This is a genomic window from Nesterenkonia sp. K-15-9-6, assembly GCF_052656005.1.
In genome coordinates this window covers 24,963-50,554 of the sequence record NZ_JBQYEY010000024.1, presented here as the reverse complement: position 1 = coordinate 50,554, position 25,592 = coordinate 24,963, and the positions used below count along the sequence as shown (strand labels likewise).

Here is a 25,592-nt window from a genome sequence, read left to right as displayed (position 1 = left end):
GACGAGGACGATGACTCCGACGAGGACGATGACTCCGACGAGGACGATGACTCCGACGAGGACGATGACTCCGACGAGGACGATGACTCCGACGAGGACGATGGTGGTCAGCCGGAGGGCAGGCCGGTGCAGCCCGAGGGTCGTCCCGTCGATCCGGATGAGCGCCCGGCCGATCCCGAAGGCGCTCCGGAGGAGCGGCCGGTGCAGCCCGAGGAACGCCCCGCTGATCCCCAGCCGCGCCCAGAGACGCCCAGTGGGCAGCCCCGTCAGCAGCAGAGCGAGCGGCCTGAGACCGGCGGCCGAGGCAGCGGTGGCGACCGGCCCGATGTCGGCAGCACAACCGACACGAGCACACCCCCGTCGCCCGAACGCGGCGCTGACCGCACAGGCCAGACAGGCCGCACAGGCGGGTCAGGGCAGTCCGACGCCAGTGGGCGATCCAGCTCGGAGCGGCAGTCGAGCGGCTCCGAGCGGGAACAGGGGCAGCAGAGCTCTGAAGCCTCAGACTCTCGAACCGAGGCGCCCTCATCCTCATCAGGCCAGAGAGGACAGACCCCCGGCTCCCAAGACCGCGAACCGGTCCAGGAGCGTCCCGAGACACCCGGTGGATCCGACCGTGGCGATGACTCGGAGAGCTCCGCAGCCGATGACCGGAACGAGGGCATGTCCCGCGCAGACATCAGGGCGCTGCTGGAGCAGCGGCGTGATGCCCAGGAGCAGGCGGAGGCCACCCCGTCCCCGTCCCCGACGTCGGAGCCCTCCCCGCGGGGCTCCGATGATGAGTCGGAGTCGGACTCGGACAGCTCGACGTCCGAAGAGAGCGCTGACTCTGCCGACCCGTCGGAGGGGTCGGCACGGGCCGAGGCTCCCCGCGCTCCTCGGAGCGGCGGCGGTGCTGGAGGCTCAGACCAGGACTGGTCGCCCAGTGACGACGGTGAGCTCCCGGTGGCGCGCGGCGACGAACCTGTGACCTTCGACCCAGGGCCCGCCCCACGAGACGGCGGGTCCGCGAGCGCGCTGGACCGGGGTGCTCCCCCCACAGCGCTGGAAGACCGCTTCCGGGGCTCCTCGGCGGGGTCCTCCGAGATCCCCGGCGCGGGTGCGGAGGCCCTGGAGGCCGGCGAAGGAGGGCAGTCCCCGACCGCGGTCGAGACCGGAGCGGCACCGTCCGCCGATCAGACAGACGCCGCGGACGACGCCGAGGCAGGCGAGGCGCGCGCCATGGAACGGATCGCCGGAGTGCCCACAGGTGCCTGGGCCACTGTCGGCCTGTTCCTGCTGGGTGCCCTCGGCTGGATCCTGTACTTCTTCGGCTGGCGCCCCGGTCGCAGCAGCTGAGGCCGCTGCGGCGCCGCGGGTGACTCTCGCGGGCGCCTTCAGATATACGTCGGCCCTGTCGCGACGCAGGTGAACACTGCTGCGACAGGGCCGACGTGCGTCATGCACAGCTCACGGTGACACGGCTGGACCCCTCAGTCACCGGTGACGAAGAGGACCTGCTGGTCGGCGCCGCCCAGGCGCTCCGACGGAATCCCGTCGATGTCGTCCAGCGGGTGCTCCACTCCGCTGAACTCGACCTCCTCGCCCACCTCGATGGTGCCGTGCTCCGGCGTCGTCACAGAGGGCGCGCCGTCGCGGAAGGAGAACTCCGCGTCCTCGTCGAAGACCAGCACCTGGGGCTGACCGTCCTGAGCCAGCGCCATGTAGCCGCCCGGCCCGATGATCAGCTCACCGGAGACGTCCACTGCGGGGCCCTCCGGAGCCTGACCGGTCACGAAGGCGTGTGGGCTCTCGCCGACGGTCTCCACCGACACGTCGGAGGCGCCGTCGGCCTCCGTCTCCTCAGTCTCCGTCTCTTCTGTATCGGTCTCCTGGGACTCGGCCTCAGCGTCATCCTCGACGTCGGTCTCGTCCTCGGGGGCCTCCACCTGCACGGTGTCCTCGTCACCGGGGGTGTCTGTGGCGCCGTCGTCTTCTGCGGCGCATCCCGTGGCGAGCAGCGCCAGCACCATGGCGCCGGCGGCCAGCGCGCTGCGCGGCCCGGGGGTCGTGGTCGCGGGGGACAGGGTCGATCCTGTGGGCATGGGGTGATCCTTTCTCCGCGGCGCGATGCGCGGGATTCGACTGCAGGCCGGTGGGACGTGGGTCCCAGGCGTCCGGCCTCACCGGGCATAGCGGGCATCCGCCTCCGGTGAGCACATCCTGCCTAAGTGGCACAGCGTGCCATCATGGCAACGTGTGCACGTCGGTCGTGATTCCCGTACTCTGCTGGATGTGACCAGTTCCACCACCCTGACACAGCGTCGCAAGGAGTTCACCCGGCTGGACATCGCCCGCTCCGCGGCTCGGCTGTTCGCGGCCGACGGCGTCTCGGCGGTCACCGCGGAGAGGATCGCCGACGGTGCGGGGGTCTCTCTGCGCACCTTCTACCGGTACTTCCGGACCAAGGAGGAATCGGTGGCGCCGCTGCTCAGCGTCGGTGCCGACCAGTGGCGCCAGGCCCTGGCGGACACGGGGCCAGGTGACCCGCGGACCGCCATCCCGCAGGTCATCAGGGCGCTGCTGGACGTCGACGGCGGCGCCGAGGACTCCACGCGGCGGATGATGCGGGGCCTGCTGCGGGCGGCCGCCGAGGACGACGCCCTCCTGGCGGTCTGGGACCGCGTCAATCGCGATTCCGAGGAACGACTGCAGGAGGTCATCACCGGCCTCGTGCCGGAGGTGGATCCGCTGGCCGCGCGGCTGATGGCCGCAGCGGCCACCGACGCCGTCCGGATCGGATTCGAGCACTGGGCCGCCGACGCCGGGTGTTCCGAGCCGCCCGCCGAGCTCGCCGTGCGGGCCTTCGAACAGCTGTCCCGCGGGATCCTCCTGCACGGCTGACGCGCCGCAGATCCCGGCCGCTCAGCTCAGTCGGATGGCCCGGACCACCACGTCGTGCAGCGTGACGCTGTCCTGTCCGCGCAGAGTCGTCCGGCTCATCTCCGCTGCGGTCTCGATCCGCCAGGACGACTCGTCCAGCAGGGCGGCGACGTCGGCGGCCCGGACCTGCGCCTCCAGCGGTGGATTCCCCCGGTGGCCGGGAGCATCGTGCTCGGCCGTGCCGTGTGCGTCAGCGTCGTGTCCGGGAGCGCCGTGTGCGTCAGCATCGTGTTCGTGAGCGTCGCCCTCGCCGTGCAGGTGGCCGATGATCAGCAGCGTGCCTCCCGGCGCCACCCACCCTGAGACGCGTCGGTAGAAGTCCAGCTGCGGAATCGTGGGATGCGCATAGTGGGTCGTCACCAGGTCGTACTGCCCTTCCGGTACCCAGGTGGTCAGATCGGCGGCGATGAGCTCCACACGCGGATCCATGCCGCGGGCGCGCAGGATCCGTGCGGCCCGGTCCAGTGCCGTCCGGGAGATGTCGACGCCGGTGACCTTCCATCCCTGCTCCGCGAGCCATCCGGCCTCGATCCCGTGGCCGCAGCCCGCGTCCAGGGCGCTCCCCGGTGACAGCGGAGAGATCTCACGCACCAGATGCGGATTGGGGTCCCCCGGGCCTGAGCTCATGGCGGTCTGTGACGGGTAGGGCCCCGGTGATTCCTGGTAGTGCTGTTCCCAGTACTCGGCGTCGAACTGTCGCGTCACGATCTCTCCGCTCTCTGTGGTCGGTGGTGGCCATCGTGCCCCACCGCGGCCCGGCGCTTCCGTGGTGGCCCTCAGGATCAACAACGCTCAGGCGGGGGCGATTCCGCGCCGTGAGCGCCCACCCGAGACTCCTCTCATGAGAATCGTTAGCATGAGTCGCATGGATTCCCGTGAGCGCATCACGCGCGCCTTCTCCGATGCGAGCTCGACCAGCGACTTCGACCGACTCGGAGAGCATCTCTGGAGGCCCATCGGCGCCTCCACCGTAGAACTCTCCGCGCCGCAGGAGGGCGAGCTGGTGCTCGATGCATGCTGCGGCAACGGGGCGTCCGCGTTGCCAGCGGCACGACGCGTGGGTCCCGGCGGTCACGTCGACGCTGTCGACCTCGCCGCTCCGCTCCTGGCCGACCTCGAGCGGCAGGCCGACGGCTTGGAGAGCATCACGTCGGCGGTCGCGGATGTGACGTCCTGGGGCCGGAGCGGATACGACGTCGTCCAGTGCGTCCTGGGGATCTTCTTCTTCTCCGACATGACCGCCGGGACCGAGCATCTGGTGAAGAGGCTCCGTCCCGGCGGTCGTGCCGCTGTCACCATCTGGCGACGCGGCTCCATGGAAGCCTCCGGTCGCCATCTGGCGCAGGCGATCGCGGGCGTGACCGGACAGGAGTTCCCCTCCCGGCCACGCCATCTCCTGGACGAGGTCAACACGTCCGAGACCTTCGGCCCCTGGCTCGCGGACCGCGGGCTCCGGGACGTCGAGGTGACCGAGTCTGAGCTGCGTCTTTCGCTCTCCGAGTCCCTCGCGTGGTTGGTGATCACCGGCTCCGGCTTCGCCGGGATGCTGACTGGCCTCAGTGAGGACGAGACCGAGCGCGTCCGCCAGGAGTACCTGGCGTCCCTGCAGCGGGCAGGGGCTGCTGAGCTCGACGCGACCACGCTGATCGGTGTGGGGTGGGCGTGAGGTGTTCCCTGGGGTCGGCGCTCCCCCTAGGGTCGAGGTCACGCGTGACCGTGCGGTCGGAGAGAGGATGAGGATGAAGTATCTGCTGATCAAGCACTACCGGGGCGCACCTGCGGCGGCCAACGACGTGCCCATGCGGGACTGGACGCCCGAGGAGGTCGCCGACCACGTCGAGTTCATGGAGCGTCTGGCCGAGCGCCTCCAGCAGACGGGCGAGTACGTCAATAGCCTGGCCCTGGCACCCGAAGGCACATGGGTCAGCTCCGATGATCAGGGGGCGCCGGTGGTCGGTGACGAGCTGCCCGAGGAGAAGGACCTCATCGCCGGGTGGATGCTGATCGACGTCGCCGACGAGAGCCGCGCCCGCGAGATCGCTGCAGAGCTGGCCCACGCCCCCGGCGCCGGCGGCAGGCCCGTCAGAGAGTGGCTCGAACTGCGTCCCGCGCTGGGCGCCGCCGCCGGCGAGGGCTGACCGGCTGGCCTCAGCAGCTGAGCTGGGCGCCAGGTCCGAACGCCCAGCCCCAGGCGGCGAACCCGGACAGGGCGATGAAGGTGAGATCGCCCAGGGCGTAGCCCCACTCGCGTCTCACGACGCGCACGGCCGTGGCGCCGGTCATGTACATCATCAGGCCCAGTGCGCTCAGAGGCGCCAGCCAGGCGGCGATGCCGAGAGTCGTCGGCAGTGCGAGTCCCGCGGCGGCCAGCACCTTGAGGGCCGCCAGGCCTTTCAGCGTGCCGGTGTCGAACATGTCCACCCAGTGCTGATTCCTTCCGAGGGCCCGGTACCGCTGACGCGGCAGTGCCAGCAGCGCGATGCCGCCGACCAGGAATCCCACGGCCAGGAAGCCGGTGACGATCCACAGCGCGATCTCCATGAGGTGTCCTCTCATCCGTGACCCGGGGCGCGGGCCTCCATCCTGAGGACGGGGCGCGCATCGGATCTGTGACATCGCCCGAGCCCGAGCCCGAGCCCGAGACCGAGCCCGAGCCCGAGACCGAGTGCGAGCCTTTCGTGCCGGCGGCAGGTGTGGTCTGGCAGGGGAGTCGGCGCTGGCTCCACCTCGATGACCACGCCCTGTTGACGACCTGTATACAGGTCGTCTACGATCATGTGTGACACAGACCACGGAAGGGGTGTCATGTCCATCTTCACCGAGCAGGTCGAGACAGCTGTCGACGGGGCCTACCGCTGGCTCCGCCAGGAGGTGACGTCCCTGCCCTGGAATCAGGAGGCGCACCTCTCCGAGAGCGAGCTGGCTCGCCGCTCGGACTTCTCCCGGACTCCGATCCGGGAGGCGCTCCTCCGACTCCAGGGGGACGGGCTGATCCGCCGACTGCCCAATCGCGGCGTCGTCGTGCCCGCCCTCCAACAGGCGGACCTGGACTCTCTCATGGAGGTCCGGGAGGTCATCGAGATCTGGGCGGCGCGGAAGGCCATCGCCCAGGGCATGGACGTCACGCCGCTGCGGGACCTGCTCGCCGCGCAGGAGGAGGCTGCGGGGGACCCCGTGGAGTTCGTCCGGCTCGACGTCGCCTTCCATCGGACCATCGTCCAGCGGGGCCGGAACTCCGTGTTCGAGGACCTCTATGAGGCCCACCGCTACAAGCAGCTGCGGCTCGGCGTCCAGGCCGTCGAAGCGGCCAACCGCATCGAGGCCGTGATCGGGGAGCATCGGGCGATCGTGGACGCCATCGCCTCCGCCGACCCCGAGGCCGCCGCCGAGGCCACCCGCCGCCACCTGAGCTCCACCGCACGCGTGCTCACTGACGGCCGCTGACCCGCGGTCCGTCTGCTCCCAACCATCGCCACCTGCTGAGAAGGAACCATCAGTGCTGACTCTTCATGTGCCCGGAACAGGGCATGACCTCCAGCTCGACGCGTTCGACGCCGTCGTGGCCGGCTACACGGCCCGCGACCAGGCCGCCGTGGACCATCACATCCAGGAGCTCGCCCGCATCGGCGTCCCTCCGCCGCCGAGGACACCGATGTTCTACCGCATCGCGGCCGAGTCTGTGACCACGGCTCAGTCTGTGGAGGTCTCCTCGGACCGGACCTCGGGAGAGGTGGAGCCCGTCTACATCCGCCATCAGGGCCGCTACTACCTCGGGCTCGGGTCCGACCACACCGACCGACAGCTGGAGACCGAGGACATCGGGCGCTCCAAGCGTGCCTGCCCCAAACCGATGGGACTCCACGTGCTTCCCCTCGGGGACCTGGAGAGCTTCACGCTCGCGGCAGTGGCCGCCCAGTGCCACGCCGACGGCGAGCTCTACCAGGTGGGCAGCTTCGAGTCGCTGCGGGAGCCCCGCGAGATCCTGCCGCTCATGGAGCAGGAGCTGGAGCTCGACGGCGGCGACTACATCTGTTTCGGCGGCACGATTCCGTTGCGTGCAGGAACGTTCCGGTGCGCCACGGAGTGGGAGCTGACCTGCCGCATCCAGACCCCGGGCTCCGCGGGCGACGACGCCCCGGAGCTGACCCACCGCTACACCATCACCAAGGAGAAGTGATCTGCTCATGAGAACCGGCACGGACTATCTCGCCAGCCTCGACGACGGCCGCACCATCCACCTCGACGGCGAGGTGGTCAGCAACGTCGCTGAGCACCCCGCCTTCGCGCCCGTCGCACGGACCATGGCCTCCCTGTACGACACCTCCGCCGACCCCGCCCGGGGCATGCAGTACGAATCCCCGGAGACCGGCGGCACCGCCAACCGCGCGCTGGGGATCCCCCGCAGCCGCGAGGAGCTGGCGGCCCGGCGCCAGGCCACCACCACCTGGGCGCGCCAGACCCACGGCTGGGTCGGCCGCAGCCCGGACCACGTGGGCTCCTTCCTGGCGGCCTTCGCCGCCAACTCCCACGTCTTCGACGTCGAAGGCCGCCCCTTCGCGGAGAACGTGCGCCGCTACTATCGCCGGGTCCTGGAGGAGGACTTCTTCGTCTCCTACGCGATCATCCCGCCGCAGCATTCCCGCGCCACCACGGCCTCCGGCTGGGAGGGGGACTACATCCAGGTCGGCGTCGTCGACGAGACCGAGGAGGGTCTGGTGGTCCGCGGCTCGCAGATGCTGGCCACCGGCGCCGCCGTCGCGGACGAGATCCTGGTGACCTGCATCAAGCCGCTGGGTCCGGATGACTCGGACTTCGCCGTGAGCTTCGCGCTGCCGGTCAACGCTCCCGGGCTGAAGCTGATCAACCGGCGTCCGTACGCGCCGTCGACCACCGGAGCCTTCGACTACCCGCTGACCACCCGCTTCGACGAGCCCGACTCCCTCGTGGTCTTCGACGACGTGCTGGTCCCGTGGGACCGCGTCTTCGTGGACCGGGACCCCGCCATCCTGCGCGCGCAGTTCTTCGCCACCGGCGCCCACGCGCTGGGCAACTGGCAGGCCCAGACGCGCTTCGCCGAGAAGCTGAAGTTCATCGCCTCCATCGCCCGCAAGGTCTCCCAGGTCAACGGCACGGACAAGATTCCGGGCGTCCAGGAGAAGCTCGGGGAGCTCGCCGCGCTGGTCACCTCCGTGGAGTCCTCCCTGCTGGCCGCCGAGTACACCGCGGAGCCTGACGAGAGCGGAATGATGGTCCCCGGCCGGCGCGCCCTCTACGGCGCCATGGGGCTGCAGGCCGAGCTCTACCCGCGAGTCATCCAGATCCTCCGGGACCTGGTCGGCGGAGGGGTGCTGCAGATGCCCGCCAGCCACCAGGACATGCTCAGCGAGACCACCCGCGGCGACGTCGAGCGCTACATCACCTCTCCCGACGTCTCCAGCGAGGAGCGCATCAAGCTGTTCCGCCTGGCCTGGGACGTCATCGGCTCCGAGTTCGCCGGCCGCCACCAGCAGTACGAGCTCTTCTACGCCGGTGCGCCGTTCGTGGTCAAGGGCGTCTACACGTATCAGAACTTCGGCTACCCGGAGCTGCTGGAGGACCTCGACTCCTTCCTGGGCTCCTACAGCCTCGAGCACGACGACGCCGACCTCCGCCCCGCCGCGCTCGGCGCCACCACCTGAACAGGAGAGACCACCATGGCCAAACCAGAATTCGAGTTCACCCCCACCGCCTCGGTCGAGTTCCGGGACTGCGCCCCGCACATCGACGGCCTCAGCGAGGCGATCCTCGCCCAGGACTCCGAGAGCGACGCCGTCACCCGGATCCTGAAGTTCGAGCCCGGGACCGACACCTCGCCCAACGGCGCCCTGACCCACGAGTTCTGGGAGGAGGTCTTCATCTTCGAAGGCTCCTTCCGGGACCTGCGCCTGGACCGTGTCTTCTCCGCCGGGGACTGGGCCACTCGCCCGCCCGGCATGGAGCACGGACCGTGGGTGTCCGAAGAGGGCGCCAAGATGTTCGAAGTCCGCTACTACCAGTGAGGGACTGACATGCCACTGCAGATGACCCCATTCACCGCCGAGCCCGAACCGTTGGCGATGCGCCGCTGCATCGGCCGCTTCCTCACCGGAGTGGCCGTGGTGACCGCCGACGACGGTCTGGAGCAGGCCGGGATGACGATCAACTCGCTGACCTCCATCAGCCTGGACCCGCCCATCGTGATGATCTCGCTCAACTTCGACACCCGCACCGGGGACGCCATCGAGACCAGCGACCGGTACGCCCTGTCCATCCTGAGCAGCAAACAGGAGGCCGTGGCGCGTCAGTTCGCCTCCCGGGGAGGCGAACGCTTCGCCGACGGCAGCTTCGACACCACCCCTTCCGGGCTGCCCGTCATCCGGGACGCGCTCTCCCAGCTGGACTGCCGTGTGGTGGAGAAGCACACCATCGGTGACCACCGGGTCTTCTTCGGCCAGGTGGAGCACTGCCGGGACCGCGACGGCAGCGGGCTGAGCTTCAACGCCGGCCGGTTCGGCGCGTTCAAGGACTTCGGCCATGAGCCCGTGCCGTGGTACGCGTGAGGACATGAGATGACCTCCACGAACAGCTCACCCTCCGCACGCGACGCCGGTGCCGCCGTCGACGACGGGCACACCGACGACGAGCACATCGCTGACGGCGTCCTGGAGTCCGATCGGCTCATCGAACGGGGGCCCGGCCCGCGGGAGAGCATCCGTTCCCTGCGTCGGAGCCTGAACATCTCCAGCGTGGGCGCCGGCATCGTCTCCGCGGTGTTCGGTTGCACAGGTCCCGCGCTGATCATCGTCGACGGCGCCGACAGCGCGGGGCTCACCCCCGGGCAGACGGTCGCCTGGATCTCCGCCGTCTACGTGGTCGGCGGCCTGATCTCCTTCATCATGGGCCTGTACTACAAGCAGCCCATCGTCGGCGCCTGGTCCATCCCGGCGGCGGCCCTGGTGGTCTCCAGCCTCGAGTCCTACTCGTTGGCGGAGATGATCGGCGCCTATCTGGTGGCCAGCGTCCTGGTGCTGGTGCTGGGACTCACGGGGTGGGTCCGGGTGCTGGTGGCCTGGATCCCCATGCCGATCCTCATGGCGATGATCGGCGGGGTGCTGATCCGCTACGCCGTCAATGTGGTCGACGCGACCGCCGCCGCTCCGATCGTGGTGGCCGCCGCGCTGCTCGGATACGTGCTGCTCAGCCGCTTCGTGCGGCAGGTGCCGGGGGTGGTCGGGGCGCTGGTCTTCGGCGTGGCGGCGGTGCTGATCACCGGCGGCATGGACTCCAGCGGGAACGGCTTCACCTGGGTCACCCCGGAGCTCACAGCCCCGGAGTGGAACCTGTTCGCCATGCTCGGGGTCGGCATCCCGCTGGCCCTGGTCATCCAGGCGGAGAACATCCAGTCCATGGGCGTCCTGATCGCCGAGGGCTACCGGCCACCGGTCAACAGCATCACCGTGATCAGCGGGGCCGCCAGCCTGGCCGTGGCCTGGATGGGCGGGCACAATGCCTCCATCGCCGGCCCGATGACTGCCATCTGCGGGTCCCCGGAGGCAGGACGCCTGCGCCGCGACCGCTACGCGTCGGTGCTCGTCAACGGCACGATCTTCGTGACCTTCGGGCTCTTCGCCTCCGTCGCCGTGACCCTGGTGACCACGCTGCCCGCGGCCCTGATCACCGCTCTGGCGGGTCTGGCCATGCTGGGGGTGCTGCTGACCGCGTTCCGCGGCGCGTTCGCGACGTCGACGTTCCGCCTGGGCGCTCTCGTGGCCATGATCATCGGGCTCGCCAACGTCACCATCCTGGGGATCTCCGCCCCGTTCTGGGCGCTGCTGGGCGGCCTGCTGGTGTCCCTGCTGCTCGAGTTCGATGACTTCCGGCGCCCGCAGGGCGCCACCGACCAGGAGAAGGAGGCCGCGTGAAGATCGCCGTCGCCCAGGTGCTCAGCACCGAGGACCCGCAGGTGAACCTGGAGCTCATCAGGACCTACACCGCACGGGCAGTCCAGCAGGGCGCCGACGCCGTGGTGTTCCCGGAGGCCATGCACTGCGCCTTCGGGAACCCGCTGGTGCCGATCGCCGAAGAGACCGACGGCCCGTGGGCCCAAGAGGTGCGCAGCATCGCCGGCCGCCATGGGGTGCTGATCATCGCCGGCATGTTCACCCCCGGCACGGCGTCGGGGGCCGGCCGCCCGCGGGTGCGCAACACCCTGCTCGCGGTGGGCCGGGGCGTGGACGTCACCTATGACAAGATCCACCTCTACGACGCCTTCGGCTTCCGCGAGTCCGACACCGTCGAACCCGGCGCCACGCCGCAGCTGATCCGCCTCGACGGTGTCACGCTCGGGCTGGCCACCTGCTACGACGTGAGGTTCCCCGCGCTGTTCCAGCACTACGCACGGGAGGGGGCCGACGCCGTCGTGGTCTCCGCCTCCTGGGGCGCCGGTGAGGGGAAGATCCGGCAGTGGGAGACCCTGGTGCGTGCCCGGGCGCTGGATGCGACCTGCCATGTGGTGGCCTGCGATCAGCCGGACCCCTGGGTGGTGGGTCGGGAACCGGTGGAGGGCGCCCCCACGGGCGTGGGGCACTCGGCGGTCATCGGTCCGGCCGGACAGGAGCTGGCCGTCGCGGGGACCGGCAATGAGCTGATCCTCGCCACCGTGGACCCGACCGTCGTGGTGTCCACGCGCCAGGTGCTGCCCGTGCTGGCGAACGGCGCCCAGGGGGAGAAGGCCGCTGGCATGAGATCTGCGGATCCAGTGCGCAGCTGACCCCCTCCCGCCGGGAGCACTCCGTCACTGTGCCGCGTGGAACCGGCGGTTCTCGTGAGCAGGGCGGTCGATCTCGTCGACCAGGGCGAGGGCATAGTCGGCCCCGCTGATCTGGGATCGGCCGTCCGGGTCCGTCAGGAGGACCTCGTCCGAGGTGCGGTACTCACCTGTCGACGGGATCTGCAGCTCCGCCCCGAACATCGCTCCGGGGGAGAGGTAGAACCAGCGCGCCCCTGAGGTGTCCTGCTGCAGCACGTCGAGTGCCTCCCGGTGGGCCGTCGCCTCGGGACGGTACTCCGGAGGGAAGTCGGCGGTCTCCATCAGGATCGGCCCGTCCGGGCTGACTCGCAGGCCGCCGGCGCCTCCGACGACGGCGACGCGGCTTCCTCCGCGCGCCGCGGCAGGCAGAACCGTACGCAGATGATCGGACAGACCGGGCTCCCCGGCCGCCGGCAGGGCGAGGACGATGACGTCATGGTCGGTGGCCAACCGGGCCACCAGCTCAGCGTCGGCGGCGGAGCCGGCGATGTGGTGGATCTGCCCCGCGGCGTCGGTGGGAGCAGTCCGGTCCGATCCATTGCGGGACACGGTGGTGACGTGGTGGCCTCGGCGGGCGGCCTCTGCGGCGATGTGTGAGCCTGCGTGGCCGGTGCCTCCGATGACGGCGATGTGAGCCATGGTTCTCCTGTCCGGGTCGGTGTCTCTGACTTTGGTGAATCTACTCCTCACCGGGTGCAAGGTCCCGGTGAGAAGTGGACATATCATGGTGAATATGGGACACGATGCGATTGAGGACGTCGCCTACCGTCCTCCTGCGGGCCAGGCGGGCGAGGTGGAGGTCCACACCGTCGATGACCTGCTGGGCCGGGCCTCGCCCGGTCTGTTCGATCGGCCGCAGCGGATGGGATTCCACCAGGTGATGCTCATCGAGCACGGCGCTGCCCGGCACATGGTGGACTTCGCCGAGCACCGCTTCGCGCCCGGGACGGTGCTCTGGGTGCGTCCCGGACAGGTCCAGCTGTGGGAGGATCCCACGCGTCTGGAGGGGACCGTGCTGCTCTTCCCTGGCGGGCTCCTGGACCCGGACACCACCCGGCTCACCTCCGCCGACTCTCCGGAAGGGCCCCACTGGTGGGATGCGCAGGACACCGACCCCGCGCGTCTCGCCGTGCTCAGCACCGCAGTGCGCGACCTCGCCTCAGACGGTGCGATGTCGCGCCCCCTGAAGCGATCCGCCCTGCGGCACGCTCTCTCGGCCCTGCTGATCCAGCTGGTGTCCTGGCACCGAGGCCAGGAGGACTTCGCCGAGCTTCCGCCGGCCTTCCGGGACTTCCGGAGGCTGGTGGAACGACGCTTCGCGGACTGGCATGACGTCTCCGACTATGCCGCCGCGCTGGGCTGGTCTCCCCGGACGCTGGCCCGGGCGTCTCGGCTGGCCCGAGGCGTCACGCCCAAGAAGGTCATCGACGAGCGCCTCCTGCTGGAGGCCCGTCGGCTCCTCGTCCAGACAGACCTCCCGGTGCACAGCATCGGAGACCGCATCGGGTTCGATGACCCCAGCAACTTCACGGCATGGTTCCGGCGGCAGGCGGGACACACGCCCAGCGAGTTCCGTGCCGCACACGGTCACACGTCGGGGGCGGACCGATGAAGCCGTCCTGATGGAGCCGTCCTGATGAAGCCGTCATGGGGGAGCACTACACTGCTGTGCACCTGCCCATGATCGCGCGTCACCGGCGTTCACCCGTTCGGGACGCGCGACCGGTGCTCCCCAGGAGAACCTATGACGACGACGTCGCCCACCCCCGCTCGCACCACCACCGCCACGCCCACATCTCCGCCCGCGTCCCGAGGAGCTGACGCGCTTGCGCCGTCGGACACCCATGACATCATCCGGGTGACCGGAGCCCGGGAGAACAACCTCCGCGACGTCTGTGTGGAGATCCCCAAACGACGGCTGACCGTGTTCACCGGAGTCTCCGGATCCGGCAAGAGCTCCCTGGTCTTCGGCACCATCGCGGCCGAGTCCCGGCGGCTCATCAATGAGACCTACAGCGCCTTCCTGCAGGGGTTCATGCCCTCCCAGGGGCGCCCGGACGTGGACCACCTGGAGGGCCTGACCACCGCGATCATCGTGGACCAGGAGCGCATGGGCGCCAACCCGCGCTCGACGGTGGGGACCGCGACCGACGCGAACACGCTGCTGCGCATCCTGTTCAGCCGGCTCGGCGAGCCCCACATCGGCTCCCCGCAGGCGTTCTCCTTCAACGTGGCTTCCATCAGCGGCGCCGGAGCCGTGACCTTCGAGAAGGAGGGCAAGAAGGTCAAGGAACGCCGGGACTTCCAGATCACCGGCGGCATGTGTCCGCAGTGCGAGGGCCGCGGCCAGGTCAGCGACATCGACGTCACCCAGCTGGTGGACGAGACGAAATCCCTCCATGAAGGCGCCATCACGGTGCCGGGCTACAAGGTCGGCGGCTGGTCGGTGAAGTTCTACACCGAGTCCGGCTTCTTCGACCCGGACAAGCCGATCAGCGACTACACCGACCAGGAGCGCCACGACCTCCTGCACCGGGAGCCGGAGAAGGTCAAGATCAACGGGATCAACATGACCTACCAGGGGCTGGTGCCCCAGGTGCGCAAATCCATGCTCTCGAAGGACCGTGAGGCCATGCAGCCCCATATCCGGACCTTCGTGGACCGGGTGGTCACCTTCACCACCTGCCCGGCCTGCGACGGCACCCGGCTCACCGAGGCCGCCCGATCGTCGACGATCGCGGGCATCAGCATCGCCGAGGCCTGCGCCCTGCAGATCTCCGACCTGGCCGCCTGGGTGCGCGGCCTCGACGAGCCGTCCGTGGCCCCGCTGCTGACCACCCTGGGGGAGACGCTGGACTCCTTCGTGGAGATCGGACTCGGGTACCTCAGCCTGGACCGGCCCGCCGGCACACTCTCCGGCGGTGAGGCCCAGCGGACCAAGATGATCCGCCACCTCGGTTCCGCACTGACCGACGTCACCTACGTCTTCGACGAGCCCACCATCGGGCTGCACCCGCATGACATCGCCCGGATGAACGACCTGCTGCTGCGCCTGCGGGACAAGGGCAACACCGTCCTGGTGGTGGAGCACAAGCCGGAGACCATCGCGGTGGCCGACCACGTCGTGGACCTGGGGCCCCGGGCGGGGTCCGCCGGCGGTGAGATCGTCTACACGGGTGACGTGCCGGGGCTGCGTGCCTCCGACACGCTCACCGGGCGTCACCTGGACGACCGTGCCCGGCTCAAGGAGTCGGTCCGGCAGCGGGACGGGGTGCTGGAGATCCGCGGAGCCGAGCAGAACAACCTGACCGGCATCGACGTCGACGTCCCCACGGGGATCCTCACCGTGGTCACCGGGGTGGCGGGCTCCGGCAAGAGCTCCCTGATCCACGGGAACCTCGCCGGCAGGGAGGGCGTGGTCGTGGTCGATCAGGCCGGGATCAAAGGCTCTCGGCGCTCCAATCCGGCCACCTACACGGGCCTGCTGGAGCCCATCCGGAAGGCCTTCGCGAAGGCCAACGGGGTCAAACCGGCGCTGTTCAGCGCCAACTCGGAGGGAGCATGCCCCACGTGCAAGGGCGCCGGGGTGGTCTTCACCGAGCTCGGGGTGATGGAGACGGTGGAGACTCCCTGCGAGGAGTGCGAAGGCCGGCGCTATCAGGCCGCGGTGCTGGAGTACACGCTGGGCGGGCGGAACATCAGCGAGGTGCTGCACCTGTCCGTGGATGAGGCGCTGGAGCATTTCAGCGACGGTGAGGCGCGGCTGCCGGCCGCGCAGAAGATCCTGCGGCGGCTGGCCGACGTCGGTCTGGGCTACCTGACCCTGGGGCAGCCGCTGAACTCGCTCTCCGGCGGTGAGCGGCAGCGTCTGAAGTTGGCGGTGCACATGGCCGACGACGGCGGCACCTACATCCTGGACGAGCCCACCACGGGTCTGCATCTGGCCGACGTGGAGCAGCTGCTGGGGCTGCTGGACCGGCTGGTGGACTCCGGGCGGAGCGTGATCGTCATCGAACACCACCAGGCGGTCATGGCCCATGCGGACTGGATCATCGACCTCGGGCCTGGGGCGGGCCACGACGGCGGGCGGGTGGTCTTCGAAGGCACCCCGTCCGATCTGGTCGCCGCGGCCCGGGACGGCGCCGGCGTCACACTCACCGGTCAGCATCTGGCTGACTATGTGGGGGACTGAACCAGGGCTCAGCCGGTCTGCGGGAGGCTCACCCGTCCCACCTCCGGGAAGGTGAGCCTCCCGCGCCCCGTAGGGGCCGAGCTGTCCGGCGGGTCCGGAACGGGTCACAGCACCGCGTGAGCGGGGAGGCTCCCGGAGGTGAGGTGCTCCAGCACGGTGCGTGCCGGCTGCAGGCTGTAGGTCTCCAGGGCCGGCGCCGACCAGAACGCCGTGTGCGGGGTGCACACCACCTGCGGGTGCTGGCGCAGCGGCGACGACGGCGACGGCGGCTCACCAGGCAGGACGTCGAGCCCGGCCCCACGCAGCCGGCCGGAGTCCAGTGCGGAGAGCAGAGCGTCGGGATCCACCAGTTCGCCGCGGGCGCAGTTGATCAGGGTGGCTCCGTGCGGGAGCAGAGCAAGCCGTTCCTCGTCGAGCAGCCCGCGGGTCTCCCGCGTGAGCGGCGCATGCAGGCTGAGCACGTCGCTGCGGCGCAGCAGCTCCTCCACGCCGACCTGATGGATCTCCGGACAGTCTTGGTGGGGGTCGTGGCCGATGATCTCTCCGACCAGCGGCCGCAGCAGCGCCGCGACGCGCCGCGCGATGCGCCCGCATCCGAGCAGGCCCACGGTGAGGTCGCTGAGCCGTCGCGGGGCGGGAGTCAGCCCGGTGGCCTCCTGCGTCCACCCGCCGGCGGCCACAGTGCGGGCCCCTGCCAGCAGCTGCCGCTCCACGGCCAGCATCAGCGCGACCGCGTGGGTGGCGACCTCCTCCGTCGAGGCATCGGTCAGGGGCACCACCGGGACCCCCCGAGCTCGGGTCGCCTCCAGGTCGATCATGTCGAGCCCGGTGCTGCTGGTCGCGATGACGCGCAGCGCCGGCAGCGCGTCGAGGAGGCCGGCGTCGACGTCGGCGTAGCCCACCACCAGGCCCTCCACGGGGCCGGTGGTCGCCTGCGCCGCCGCCAGCGGGCCCTCGGGGCCGGCGAGGATGCTCCCGATGCTGTGGCGCGCCAGCATCTCTCGGGCCGGCTGCGGGTCGAGGTCGGTCTGGTCGGTGAACAGGACCAGGCGCTGACCGCACATCAGCCGAGCCGGTCCAGGTGTGTGGGGGCGAACAGCCCCAGCCGGGCGGGGACCACGACCACACGGGGACCACCGGCGGCCAGAGCCCGGGTCACCGCATCCGGCGCTTCGTCCGTGGTCGCCCGTTCCGCCGGGATTCCGAAGGAGGCGGCCAGCTCGCAGAAGTCCGGGCGGGCGAGCTCGGTGGCCGTGGCGGTCCCGAAGGCGGACTCCATGTACTCCCGCAGGATGCCGTAGCCGCCGTCGTCGACGATCAGCCAGGTGACGTCCAGCTGGTGCTGGGCCAGGGCGGCGAGCTCGGCGATGCCGTAGAGCGCCCCGCCGTCGCCGGAGACGGCCAGCACGGCTGACGGTTCACCACGCAGCCGGCGCGCGAAGGAGGCCCCGGCCGCGGCGGGAAGCGCATGGCCCAGGCCGCCGGCGCCCTGCGCGGAGACGAAGCGTCCATCCCGCGGGTCCCAGGCCGACCAGGCCCAGTACCCGGCGATGGTCATGTCCCAGAACGTGTCGGTGCCCTCCGGAGCGGCCTGCCGGAGGCCGGACAGCAGCGCGCGTTCGCTCTCGAGCCCCTGGCCCTCGAGCCGACGGGCCACGGTGGCCAGCAGGGCGGTGACGCGCTGTTCGGCTCGAGTGCGTCGCCCCGGGTCCGGCGCACCGGAGCTCTCGACGGCGGCGGCCATCCCGGACAGGGCGGCGGAGGCGTCGGCGTGGACGCCGAGCCCCGTGTGGTTGGCGGTGACCTTGCCGAGGTCGGCCTCCACATGGATGACCCGGCCGCGGGGTGCGAAGGTGTGGTAGTTGCTGGAGAGCTCCCCGAGGCCGCTGCCGACCACCAGGAGCACGTCGGCGGACTCCAGGAACTCCGTGGTGGCGATGTCCTCCATCCAGCTGCGCGCGTTGAGCGGATGGTCCCAGGCCAGGGCCTCCTTGCCGCTGAACGTGGTGACCACCGGGGCCGGCAGCGCCTCGGCGAGACGACGCAGAGACTCTCCTGCGCCGGCGCGGACCACTCCGCCGCCGGCCAGGATCACCGGGTTCTCGGCGCCGCGCAGCAGGTCCGCCGCCTGCTGGACCAGCTCCTCGCGCGCAGGAGGGGCCGTCGGCGTCGCGGTCAGGTCCACCACCGGCGGCACGGACGGCTCGGCCGTCTCCAACAGGACGTCCTGCGGGATCTCCACCAGCACGGGCCCCTGGGGGGCGGAGGCCGCCGTCGTCCAGGCCTCGGCCAGGGCCGAGGGGATCTGGGAGATCCGCCGGACCGTGAAGGTGCTCTTCACGACCCCTCGGAACGACGCCGACTGGTCCGGCAGCTCATGGAGGTACCCGTGGCGCCCACCGCCCAGGCCCGCGACCGGCACCTGGGCGCTGATCGCCAGCACCGGCACCGAGGACGCCGCCGACTCCTGCAGGGCGGCGAGCGACGTCAGCGCACCCGGGCCCGTGGAGAGCAGCAGCGGTGCGGGCTTCCCCGTGACGCGGGCCAGACCGTCAGCCATGAAGCCGGCGTTGTTCTCGACTCGGGCGGCCAGACAGGGCAGCTCGGAGCGGCGCAGCGCGTCGAACAGCCCCAGGGCGTGCTGGCCGGGCAGCCCCACCACACCCTCGGCCCCGAGCGCCTGCAGGGACTCGAGGACGACGTCGCCCCCGATGCGGGTGCCCAGCGTGCCGGGGGTGCCGGCGGGAAGGTCCAGGGAGGTCATCGGGTCGGTGCTCCTTCATCGTGGGGCGGGATCTCGCTCATCGTGGTGGTGTCGCTGCGGCTGAGCCGGCGGACCCATTCCCGGTGGACCTCCTCGGAGGTGGGCGGAGTCAGCAGGCTGACCACCACATAGGTCACCAGGCTGGCGCCGAGACCCACGTAGATCGGCTCATTGGCGAGGATGTCGGTGACGGCCATGGTGACGATGACGCCCACTGTGCCGACCACCATGGACCAGGTGGCGCCCTGACGGGTTCCGCGGCGCCAGACCAGGCCGCCCAGGATGGCGATGAGCAGACCGCCGACCAGGACGTTGTAAGCCATGGCCAGCGCGCCCACCACTGTGGTGACCATGGTGGCCACGAGGATGACGGCGACTCCCAGCAGCAGGGTGGCGCCGCGGTAGCCCCGCACGTCCTCCTGGTCCCGCGTCTCGGCCGGATCCGGGGCGGCACCGCGCTGCAGCAGGTGGCGGGCGTACGGGATGAGATCGGTGGTCAGCACGGTGGAGGCGGCGATCAGCGCCCCCGAGGCCGTGGACATCAGGGCCGCCAGGGCGGCGGCGAGCACGAGGCCCCGCAGGCCGGTGGGCAGCGCGTCCTGGACGATCGTGGCGAAGGCCTCGTCCGGGTTGGGCAGATCCGGCCAGATGGCGCGGGCGGACATGCCGATCACCGCGCCGGCGATCCCGTAGACGATGCAGTACACCCCGGTCAGGCTGCCGCCGATCATGGCGATGCGCGGGGTGCGGGCGGTGAACACCCGCTGCCAGATGTCCTGGCCGATCAGCAGTCCGAGCGTATAGGTGATGATGTAGGTGACGATGGTGGCGCCGCCGATCGCGGTGGGCGAGAAGAAGGAGTCCCCCACGCGCTCGCGGATCTCGGCGAAGCCGCCGGCATGGATGACCGCCACCGGGGCGAGCAGCAGCAGGATGCCGATCGTCTTGATGACGAACTGGATCACGTCGGTCATCGTGATCGACCACATGCCGCCCAGCGTGGAGTAGATGACCACGACGCTGCCGCCGATGAGGATCCCCGCCCAGTTCGGCACGCCCAGCAGCACGTGGAAGATGGTGGCGTAGGCCAAGGTGGAGGTCACTGCGAGCATGAACGTGTACAGGAACATCACCGCGGCCGGGACGACGCGGGAGGACGGCCCGTAGCGCAGGTCCAGCATCTCCATCACGGTGTAGACGCGCAGCTTGACGATGTGCCGGGCGAACAGCGCCGAGAGCAGCAGGATCCCCAGCCCGATGGCGGTGACCAGCCACGCTCCGGAGACGCCGAAGCTGTAGCCCAGGCCGATGCCGCCCACGGTGGAGGCTCCGCCGAGCACGATGGCGGACATCGCCGCGGAGTACATGAACGTCCCCAGACGGCGTCCGGCCACGAGGTAGTCGCTCTTGGTGGTGGACCGGCGCAGGCCCCACCAGCCCACTCCGAGGATGGTGGCGGTGTAGACGGCGATCACCGCGATGTCGAGGATCATGAGGGTGTCTCCTGCAGCGTCTCGAGGCTGTGCGCCGCCGGGAGGCCCCCGTCGGCGCGCCTGGTGTCATGCTAGTGCGACGCATCACAGACGTCCTGGGACGAAACATCCTGTTCTAGCGTCTGCCGGGATAGAATGACCCGATGACGCCCGCGGACGAGCTGCCCTATATCGAGCAGCTGCGCTCTGAGGAGCACCGGCGCGGTCGCATCACGGTCGAGCTGGGCCGGCTCCTCGATGAGCGGGAGCTGCGCATCCGCTGCCTCCACCCGCAGGATCCCGGGTCCGTCCGGCGCATCCCGGTGGCCTCGGCGCCGGTGATCGAACTCGACGACCCGCGGCGCTACCTGGCGGGAGATGAGCTGCTGCTGGTCACGGGGCTGGGGCTGCCCGAGGACCCGGCGAGCGTGGACCAGTACGTCGCGCGGCTGCGCGAGGGCGGGGTGGCGGCCCTGCTGTTCGGGATCATGCCGGTCCACGACGACGTCCCTCCGGCCTTGATCGCAGCCTGCAAGGCCCATGATCTGCCGCTGCTCGCCCTGCCCGAGGACGTGCCGTTCATCCGGCTCACAGTCGCGCTGGCATCGCTGCTGGAGTCGGAGCGGGTCGCCCAGGCCGCCGCCGCGAGCCGGGGCGTCATCTCCATGGTCACCTCGGCCTTCGGCTCACGTCCGGTCCGGCAGATCCTGGATCGCCTGGCGGAGGCCACCGGCACCGCAGTGCAGCTGCGAGGCAGACGGCTGATCGAGCAGTCCGGGACGCTGCCACCCGGCGTGGGTGAGGAGCAGCTGGAGCGTGCCTCCCGCCCTGAGGCGGGGCGGGAGCGCCTCCGCTTCACCGCCCTCCAGGCTCACGAGGACGATCCGCGCTCGTCGACGCCCGAAGCGGTGAGGCTGAGGCTCCGAGGCCCGGCGCCGGCGTCGGCCGCGTCCCCGGTCGTCTTGATGGTGGCCCCGCGCCCGTTGACCCAGTACGACCTGACCCTGCTCATGCTGGCAGGCGACCTGCTGGAGCTGATCCTGCGGGCCCCCGGTCGGCGCAGCGCCGCGGTCGACCAGCTCACCATGCGCCTGATCCTGCAGCAGGGGCGCGGTGCGACGGCACCGGCCCGTGCGGTGTCGGGGGAGGCCGCCCGGGGCGGCACATGGCGTACGCCGGAGTCCGGCGAAACGGCGGAGGGCCAGACCGCGGAGGACCAGACGGCGGAGCTCCTGAGGGAGGTGCTCGGCGTCGACGCCGACGGCTGCGCCTACGCCGTGGTCGCCGCACCACGCACCGTCCCGCCCGGGGTCTCGGAGGAGGTGACCGTGGACGGTCCTGAGGAGCTGGCCTGGTGGTCCACCCTCGTCTCAGCGGGCCTTGCCGACCGCGACGGGCGGCATCTGCGCGCCCTGGTGGCGACCCCGCCGTCTCGCCGTCGTCTGCGGCTCTGTGAGGACCAGGGGTGGGTGGTGGCGGTCAGCCGTGCCCAGCCCGTGGGTCGGCTCGGAGTCGCCATGGATGAGGCCGTGGCGCTGACCGCGGTGGCCCAGGCGCGGGGCGTCTCGGTCACCGCCGCGGAGTTCACGGCGGAGGACGCCGCTGCGGCGCGCACGCCGGGGCGGTGGGCGGCGGCGGTGCCGCAGGAGGCTCGGGCCGCGCTGGCGGACCGGATGCTCTCTCCGCTGCGGACGCTCGACGACGGCCGCCGAGAGGAGTGCCTGGAGGTGCTGCACTGCTGGCTGCTGCATCACGGCAGATGGGACGGTGCCGCGCGGGAGCTGGGGCTCCATCGCAACACCGTGCGGCGCGTGGTCGGCACCGCGGCCCGCGTGCTGCAGGTGGACCTCGACGACGCGCGCCACCGGGCAGACCTGCTCGCCGCACTGGATGCCCTGGGTCCGGAGAACAGCGGCTCCCGCGACTGAGCGTGCGGGGAGGTCCTGTACACTGTTCTGTCGGCCTGCGCGGGAATCCCTGCGTGGCTCGACTCTGACCAGTCTGTGTATCTACCTGGTGATGCTCATCGTGGAGCACGCCAAGGCGGCACTGCTCCATGTGTGCGCTGCAGGAGGTGCGCGACGATGACGACTCTCGACTCCGATCGCCGGAACGGCTCCCAGGACCAGTCCTCCGGGCGCGACGTCCCGGTCTTTCCCCCTGATGACGGACCCACCCTGGTCCGTGCGGCCGGCCCGTCCTTCTTCCCGATCGCCCTGATCGCGCGCTTCCCCTACGCGATGATGGTCGTCGGGGTGCTCACCTTGGTGGTCTCCGCCCGCGGCTCCCTCGGGCTGGGCGGCCTGACCTCCGCGATGGTGGGCCTGGGCACGGCCCTGTGCGCCCCGCTGGTGGGTGCGGCCGCGGACCGCTGGGGCCAGCGGCTCGTGGTGCTCGTGGTCGGGCTGGCCAGCACTGTGACGCTGCTGGCCATGGCCTGGGTGGCCTATTCGCCTCTGCCGGACTGGGCCGTGCTGGTGGCAGCGCTGCTGATCGGAGCGACCACCCCGCAGATCCCGCCGATGTCCCGCACCCGGCTGGTGGCCATCATTCTGCGTCGGCTGCCGGCGGCCCGTCAGAACCGCACCCTGAGCCGCACGATGGCCTATGAGTCCGCCGCCGACGAGGTCACTTTCGTCTTCGGGCCGATGATCGTGGGACTGCTGGCCGCGCTGGTGAGCCCGGCGGCCCCTGTGGTCGGGGCGGCGCTGCTGACCCTGGTCTTCGTGACCTCCTTCGCCCTGCACCGCAGTGCGAAGGAGGTGCGCCCCTCGGGAGGCGAGCCGGAACTCGTCGCCCCGGTGCGGGAGCTGTTCCACGGATCCCTGCTGACCGTGCTGGTGGGCGCGCTCGGGATCGGGCTGTTCTTCGGCTCAGTGCTGACCTCCCTGACCTCCTTCATGACCGACGCCGGCCACGGCGAGAGTGCGGGTCTGGTCTACGGGGTGATGGGGATCGGCTCGGCGGCCTTCGCCCTGGGTGCCGGACTGTTTCCGGAGCGGTTCTCGCTGCGGGCGCGTTGGCTGATCTTCGCCGGGCTGATGCTCGTCGGCACCGCGATGCTGCCATGGGTGACCGGACTCGGCGGCATGCTGGCGGTTCTGGGGCTGCTGGGCATCGGGCTGGGGCCCACCTTGGTGACGGTGTTCAGTCTGGTCTCGGCCCGCAGTCCGCGGGGACGTGCCGCCACTGCGATGACGGTGGCCACCACGGGGATCGTGGTCGGGCAGTCCTCTGCCTCGGCGCTGGTGGGCCAGATCGGCGAGCACGTGGGCACCTCGACGGCGCTGTTCGCCCCGCTGCTGGCGGCGGCCGTGGTGCTGGGGGCGGCGATGGTCAACTGGCGCATGGCGGCCACGGAGTCGATCGGTCGCTGACCTGCGCAGCTCGGGCGAGGTCAGTCGTCGTCGGCGGCGTCGGCCGCTGCCGCGGAGGCCGCACCGTCGTCTTCACTGGTGTCGTGCACCAGGGCCAGGACGTCTCGCACCAGCTGAGCGGTCCGCTCGGTGGCGGCCTTCCTCGCGGCCTCGGCCTGTGACCGGTCCTCGGCGCCCTCGAGGTCGTCGAGGTGGTCAGCGAGTTCGTCCAGCGCCGCAGCCCATGTGGGGAGCAGGCCCTCCACCGGGAACTGCCGGAACATGCTCAGGGTGCGCCGCAGGGTCGGGACGGCGACCCTGATCAGCTCGGTGTGGCCGGTCGCGCGGAACAGCGTGGAGGCGAAGGTGCGGTAGGAGGATTCCGCGGTGTCTCGGGTGTCTGACCGGCATGCCTGCGCCATGAGGCGCGCGGCGGCGGCGACGGCGCCCACGGGGCTCTCCGAGATCTCCGCATCGTCGTCCATCGGCAGCGGGAGGCGTTCGACGGCGATGATCAGCAGAGTGCCGAGCAGGTCGCTGAGCTCCTCGGCCTGCCGTTGGGTGAGCACGGAGACCCGACGTCGCTTGTTGGGCAGGGCTTCGACCAGACCCTCGGCCATGAGCGTGGCCACCGACTCGCGCACCGGGGTGATGCTGACCCCGAGCCGTGAGGCGAGCTCGGCGTCTCGCAGGGGAGCCCCGGGAGGCAGCTGCCCGGTCAGGATCTCCTCCCGAAGACGTTGCGCGACCGCCTCCCCTCGGGTCAGCGGGACGGCGAAGTCGTCGTCATGGGGGTCCCATCCGGAGGCAAGGTGTGTCATGGGTCTCACTCTATACAGGCGTTGTTCAGTGCGGTACCAGGAATCCCCGAGGTGACGGTCATGGCGTCACAGGCGGTCGCCTCAGCAGGTTACCCGGTATACCCGCGACCGATGTGAGCTGTGCCGCTCCCCGTGCGGGTCTGCGCGGCTAGGATGGATCGGGAGACCCTCTGACCCACGACTCGAAGGAGTTCGCCCGTGGCCATCGCTACACCGGACAAGTACAACGAGATGATCGACGCCGCCAAGTCCGGCGGCTACGCGTTCCCGGCAGTGAACGTGACCAGCTCGCAGACCCTCAACGCCGCGATCCGTGGCTTCGCGGAGGCCGAGTCGGACGGCATCATCCAGGTGTCCACCGGCGGCGCCGCCTACTGGTCGGGCGCCAGCATCAAGGACATGGTGGCCGGCTCGCTGGGCTTCGCGGCCTTCGCCAAGCAGGTCGCCAAGAACTACGGGGTCAACATCGCCCTGCACACCGACCACTGCCCGAAGGACAAGCTGGACGGTTTCGTGCTGCCGCTGCTCGAGGCCTCCGAGGCGGAGGTCAAGGCCGGGCGTGACCCGATCTTCAACTCCCACATGTGGGACGGTTCCGCCGAGACCCTGGAGGAGAACCTGCGCATCGCCGCGGAGCTGCTGCCCCGCTCCGCCGCGGCCCAGCAGATCCTCGAGGTCGAGATCGGCGCCGTCGGCGGTGAGGAGGACGGCGTGGAGAACGAGATCAACGAGAAGCTCTACTCCACGGTCGAGGACGCCACCGCCACCATCGAGGCCCTGGGTCTGGGTGAGAAGGGGCGCTACATCACCGCGCTGACCTTCGGCAACGTGCACGGCGTGTACAAGCCGGGCAACGTGAAGCTGCGCCCGGAGATCCTCAAGGAGATCCAGGATCAGACCGCCGCCAAGTACGGCAAGGACAGCCCGTTCGACCTGGTCTTCCACGGCGGCTCGGGCTCCACGGAGCAGGAGATCGCCGACGCCGTGAGCTACGGCGTGATCAAGATGAACATCGACACCGACACCCAGTACGCGTTCACGCGTCCGGTGGCCGGGCACATGTTCTCGAACTACGACGGCGTGCTGAAGGTCGACGGCGAGGTCGGAAACAAGAAGACCTACGACCCGCGCGTCTGGGGCGCCAAGGCCGAGGAGTCCATGGCGGCCCGCATCGTCGAGGCCGCGCAGCGGCTCGGCTCGGCAGGCAAGACCCTGCGCTGAGTCGCGTCCGGATCGGC

General features: G+C 70.5%; 23 protein-coding genes and 1 pseudogene. 16 read left to right on the top strand and 8 right to left on the bottom strand.

Going from position 1 to position 25,592, the window contains the following annotated elements; genetic code table 11:
* Nucleotides 1-1,338: pseudogene (locus SD455_RS13535) on the top strand (hypothetical protein); the annotation flags it as partial.
* A gap of 134 nt (nt 1,339-1,472) precedes the next feature.
* Here the strand turns inward: SD455_RS13535 and SD455_RS13530 are convergent.
* Nucleotides 1,473-2,084 (bottom strand): hypothetical protein, encoded by a 612-nt coding sequence (locus tag SD455_RS13530; RefSeq protein ID WP_445508429.1) that lies wholly within the window; start codon nt 2,082-2,084, stop codon nt 1,473-1,475.
* 190 nt (nt 2,085-2,274) lie between these two features.
* Between SD455_RS13530 and SD455_RS13525 the strand changes: the two genes are divergently transcribed.
* On the top strand, nt 2,275-2,883 hold the full coding sequence (locus SD455_RS13525) for a TetR/AcrR family transcriptional regulator (protein ID WP_445508428.1): 609 nt from the start codon (nt 2,275-2,277) through the stop codon (nt 2,881-2,883).
* Between the two features lie 21 nt (nt 2,884-2,904).
* Here SD455_RS13525 and SD455_RS13520 read toward each other — a convergent pair whose 3' ends face one another.
* Nucleotides 2,905-3,627 carry a class I SAM-dependent methyltransferase gene (locus SD455_RS13520; protein WP_445508427.1) on the bottom strand — a complete coding sequence of 241 codons (723 nt, stop codon included), beginning with the start codon at nt 3,625-3,627 and terminating at the stop codon, nt 2,905-2,907.
* A 160-nt stretch (nt 3,628-3,787) separates the two neighbouring features.
* On the opposite strand from SD455_RS13520, the gene SD455_RS13515 reads away from it, so the two are divergent.
* Together SD455_RS13515 and SD455_RS13510 are read left to right on the top strand one after the other, a co-directional pair.
* On the top strand, nt 3,788-4,588 hold the full coding sequence (locus SD455_RS13515) for a class I SAM-dependent methyltransferase (RefSeq protein WP_445508426.1): 801 nt from the start codon (nt 3,788-3,790) through the stop codon (nt 4,586-4,588).
* A 73-nt stretch (nt 4,589-4,661) separates the two neighbouring features.
* The gene (locus SD455_RS13510) at nt 4,662-5,060 is read left to right on the top strand and encodes a YciI family protein (RefSeq protein ID WP_445508425.1); all 399 of its coding nucleotides are present in this window, start codon (nt 4,662-4,664) and stop codon (nt 5,058-5,060) included.
* Nucleotides 5,061-5,070: 10 nt separating this feature from the next.
* Here SD455_RS13510 and SD455_RS13505 read toward each other — a convergent pair whose 3' ends face one another.
* The gene (locus SD455_RS13505; protein ID WP_311026233.1) at nt 5,071-5,463 is read right to left on the bottom strand and encodes a DoxX family protein; all 393 of its coding nucleotides are present in this window, start codon (nt 5,461-5,463) and stop codon (nt 5,071-5,073) included.
* 264 nt (nt 5,464-5,727) lie between these two features.
* On the opposite strand from SD455_RS13505, the gene SD455_RS13500 reads away from it, so the two are divergent.
* Genes SD455_RS13500 through SD455_RS13470 form a run of 7 tightly spaced genes read left to right on the top strand, consistent with a single transcriptional unit; the run spans nt 5,728 to nt 11,710 of the window.
* Entirely contained in the window at nt 5,728-6,366 is a 639-nt protein-coding gene (locus SD455_RS13500) for a GntR family transcriptional regulator (RefSeq protein WP_070161178.1), read from the top strand.
* A gap of 52 nt (nt 6,367-6,418) precedes the next feature.
* On the top strand, nt 6,419-7,099 hold the full coding sequence (locus SD455_RS13495; protein WP_445508424.1) for a DUF2848 family protein: 681 nt from the start codon (nt 6,419-6,421) through the stop codon (nt 7,097-7,099).
* Between the two features lie 7 nt (nt 7,100-7,106).
* Nucleotides 7,107-8,600, top strand: coding sequence for a 4-hydroxyphenylacetate 3-hydroxylase family protein (locus SD455_RS13490; protein ID WP_445508423.1), 1,494 nt, complete (start codon nt 7,107-7,109; stop codon nt 8,598-8,600).
* A gap of 15 nt (nt 8,601-8,615) precedes the next feature.
* Nucleotides 8,616-8,960 carry a cupin domain-containing protein gene (locus tag SD455_RS13485; RefSeq protein WP_445508422.1) on the top strand — a complete coding sequence of 115 codons (345 nt, stop codon included), beginning with the start codon at nt 8,616-8,618 and terminating at the stop codon, nt 8,958-8,960.
* Nucleotides 8,961-8,981: 21 nt separating this feature from the next.
* The gene (locus SD455_RS13480; RefSeq protein WP_445508421.1) at nt 8,982-9,500 is read left to right on the top strand and encodes a flavin reductase family protein; all 519 of its coding nucleotides are present in this window, start codon (nt 8,982-8,984) and stop codon (nt 9,498-9,500) included.
* Between the two features lie 9 nt (nt 9,501-9,509).
* Nucleotides 9,510-10,862 carry a benzoate/H(+) symporter BenE family transporter gene (locus tag SD455_RS13475; RefSeq protein WP_445508420.1) on the top strand — a complete coding sequence of 451 codons (1,353 nt, stop codon included), beginning with the start codon at nt 9,510-9,512 and terminating at the stop codon, nt 10,860-10,862.
* Nucleotides 10,859-11,710, top strand: a complete 852-nt coding sequence (locus SD455_RS13470; RefSeq protein WP_311026226.1) for a carbon-nitrogen hydrolase family protein — start codon at nt 10,859-10,861, stop codon at nt 11,708-11,710. The genes SD455_RS13475 and SD455_RS13470 overlap by 4 nt, the downstream gene beginning before the upstream one ends.
* A gap of 24 nt (nt 11,711-11,734) precedes the next feature.
* Here the strand turns inward: SD455_RS13470 and SD455_RS13465 are convergent, their stop codons facing one another.
* Nucleotides 11,735-12,388, bottom strand: a complete 654-nt coding sequence (locus SD455_RS13465; protein WP_085437546.1) for an NAD(P)-dependent oxidoreductase — start codon at nt 12,386-12,388, stop codon at nt 11,735-11,737.
* A gap of 94 nt (nt 12,389-12,482) precedes the next feature.
* On the opposite strand from SD455_RS13465, the gene SD455_RS13460 reads away from it, so the two are divergent.
* Together SD455_RS13460 and SD455_RS13455 are read left to right on the top strand one after the other, a co-directional pair.
* Nucleotides 12,483-13,361: a helix-turn-helix domain-containing protein gene (locus SD455_RS13460; RefSeq protein WP_445508419.1), complete on the top strand. Its 879-nt coding sequence runs from the start codon at nt 12,483-12,485 to the stop codon at nt 13,359-13,361.
* A 132-nt stretch (nt 13,362-13,493) separates the two neighbouring features.
* The gene (locus SD455_RS13455) at nt 13,494-15,941 is read left to right on the top strand and encodes an ATP-binding cassette domain-containing protein (RefSeq protein WP_085437548.1); all 2,448 of its coding nucleotides are present in this window, start codon (nt 13,494-13,496) and stop codon (nt 15,939-15,941) included.
* Nucleotides 15,942-16,045: 104 nt separating this feature from the next.
* Here SD455_RS13455 and SD455_RS13450 read toward each other — a convergent pair whose 3' ends face one another.
* From SD455_RS13450 to SD455_RS13440, 3 genes are read right to left on the bottom strand one after another with little or no spacing between them, the layout of a single operon-like run.
* Nucleotides 16,046-17,005 (bottom strand): NAD(P)-dependent oxidoreductase, encoded by a 960-nt coding sequence (locus SD455_RS13450; protein WP_445508418.1) that lies wholly within the window; start codon nt 17,003-17,005, stop codon nt 16,046-16,048.
* Nucleotides 17,005-18,705, bottom strand: a complete 1,701-nt coding sequence (locus SD455_RS13445; protein ID WP_070161164.1) for a thiamine pyrophosphate-binding protein — start codon at nt 18,703-18,705, stop codon at nt 17,005-17,007. Before SD455_RS13445 ends, SD455_RS13450 begins: the two co-directional genes overlap by 1 nt.
* Nucleotides 18,702-20,198, bottom strand: coding sequence for a sodium:solute symporter (locus SD455_RS13440; protein ID WP_070161162.1), 1,497 nt, complete (start codon nt 20,196-20,198; stop codon nt 18,702-18,704). The genes SD455_RS13445 and SD455_RS13440 overlap by 4 nt, the downstream gene beginning before the upstream one ends.
* Before the next feature lie 143 nt (nt 20,199-20,341).
* Here SD455_RS13440 and SD455_RS13435 point away from each other — a divergent pair, with 143 nt between their 5' ends.
* The gene (locus tag SD455_RS13435; RefSeq protein ID WP_445508417.1) at nt 20,342-22,105 is read left to right on the top strand and encodes a PucR family transcriptional regulator; all 1,764 of its coding nucleotides are present in this window, start codon (nt 20,342-20,344) and stop codon (nt 22,103-22,105) included.
* A gap of 156 nt (nt 22,106-22,261) precedes the next feature.
* Nucleotides 22,262-23,554: an MFS transporter gene (locus tag SD455_RS13430; RefSeq protein WP_083277656.1), complete on the top strand. Its 1,293-nt coding sequence runs from the start codon at nt 22,262-22,264 to the stop codon at nt 23,552-23,554.
* 20 nt (nt 23,555-23,574) lie between these two features.
* On the opposite strand, the gene SD455_RS13425 is transcribed toward SD455_RS13430, so the two are convergent.
* Complete coding sequence (locus tag SD455_RS13425; protein ID WP_070161374.1) at nt 23,575-24,354, bottom strand: GntR family transcriptional regulator; 780 nt, start codon at nt 24,352-24,354, stop codon at nt 23,575-23,577.
* Between the two features lie 198 nt (nt 24,355-24,552).
* On the opposite strand from SD455_RS13425, the gene fbaA reads away from it, so the two are divergent.
* Nucleotides 24,553-25,575: a class II fructose-bisphosphate aldolase gene (gene fbaA / locus SD455_RS13420; protein WP_070161376.1), complete on the top strand. Its 1,023-nt coding sequence runs from the start codon at nt 24,553-24,555 to the stop codon at nt 25,573-25,575.
* Nucleotides 25,576-25,592 lie beyond the last annotated feature (17 nt).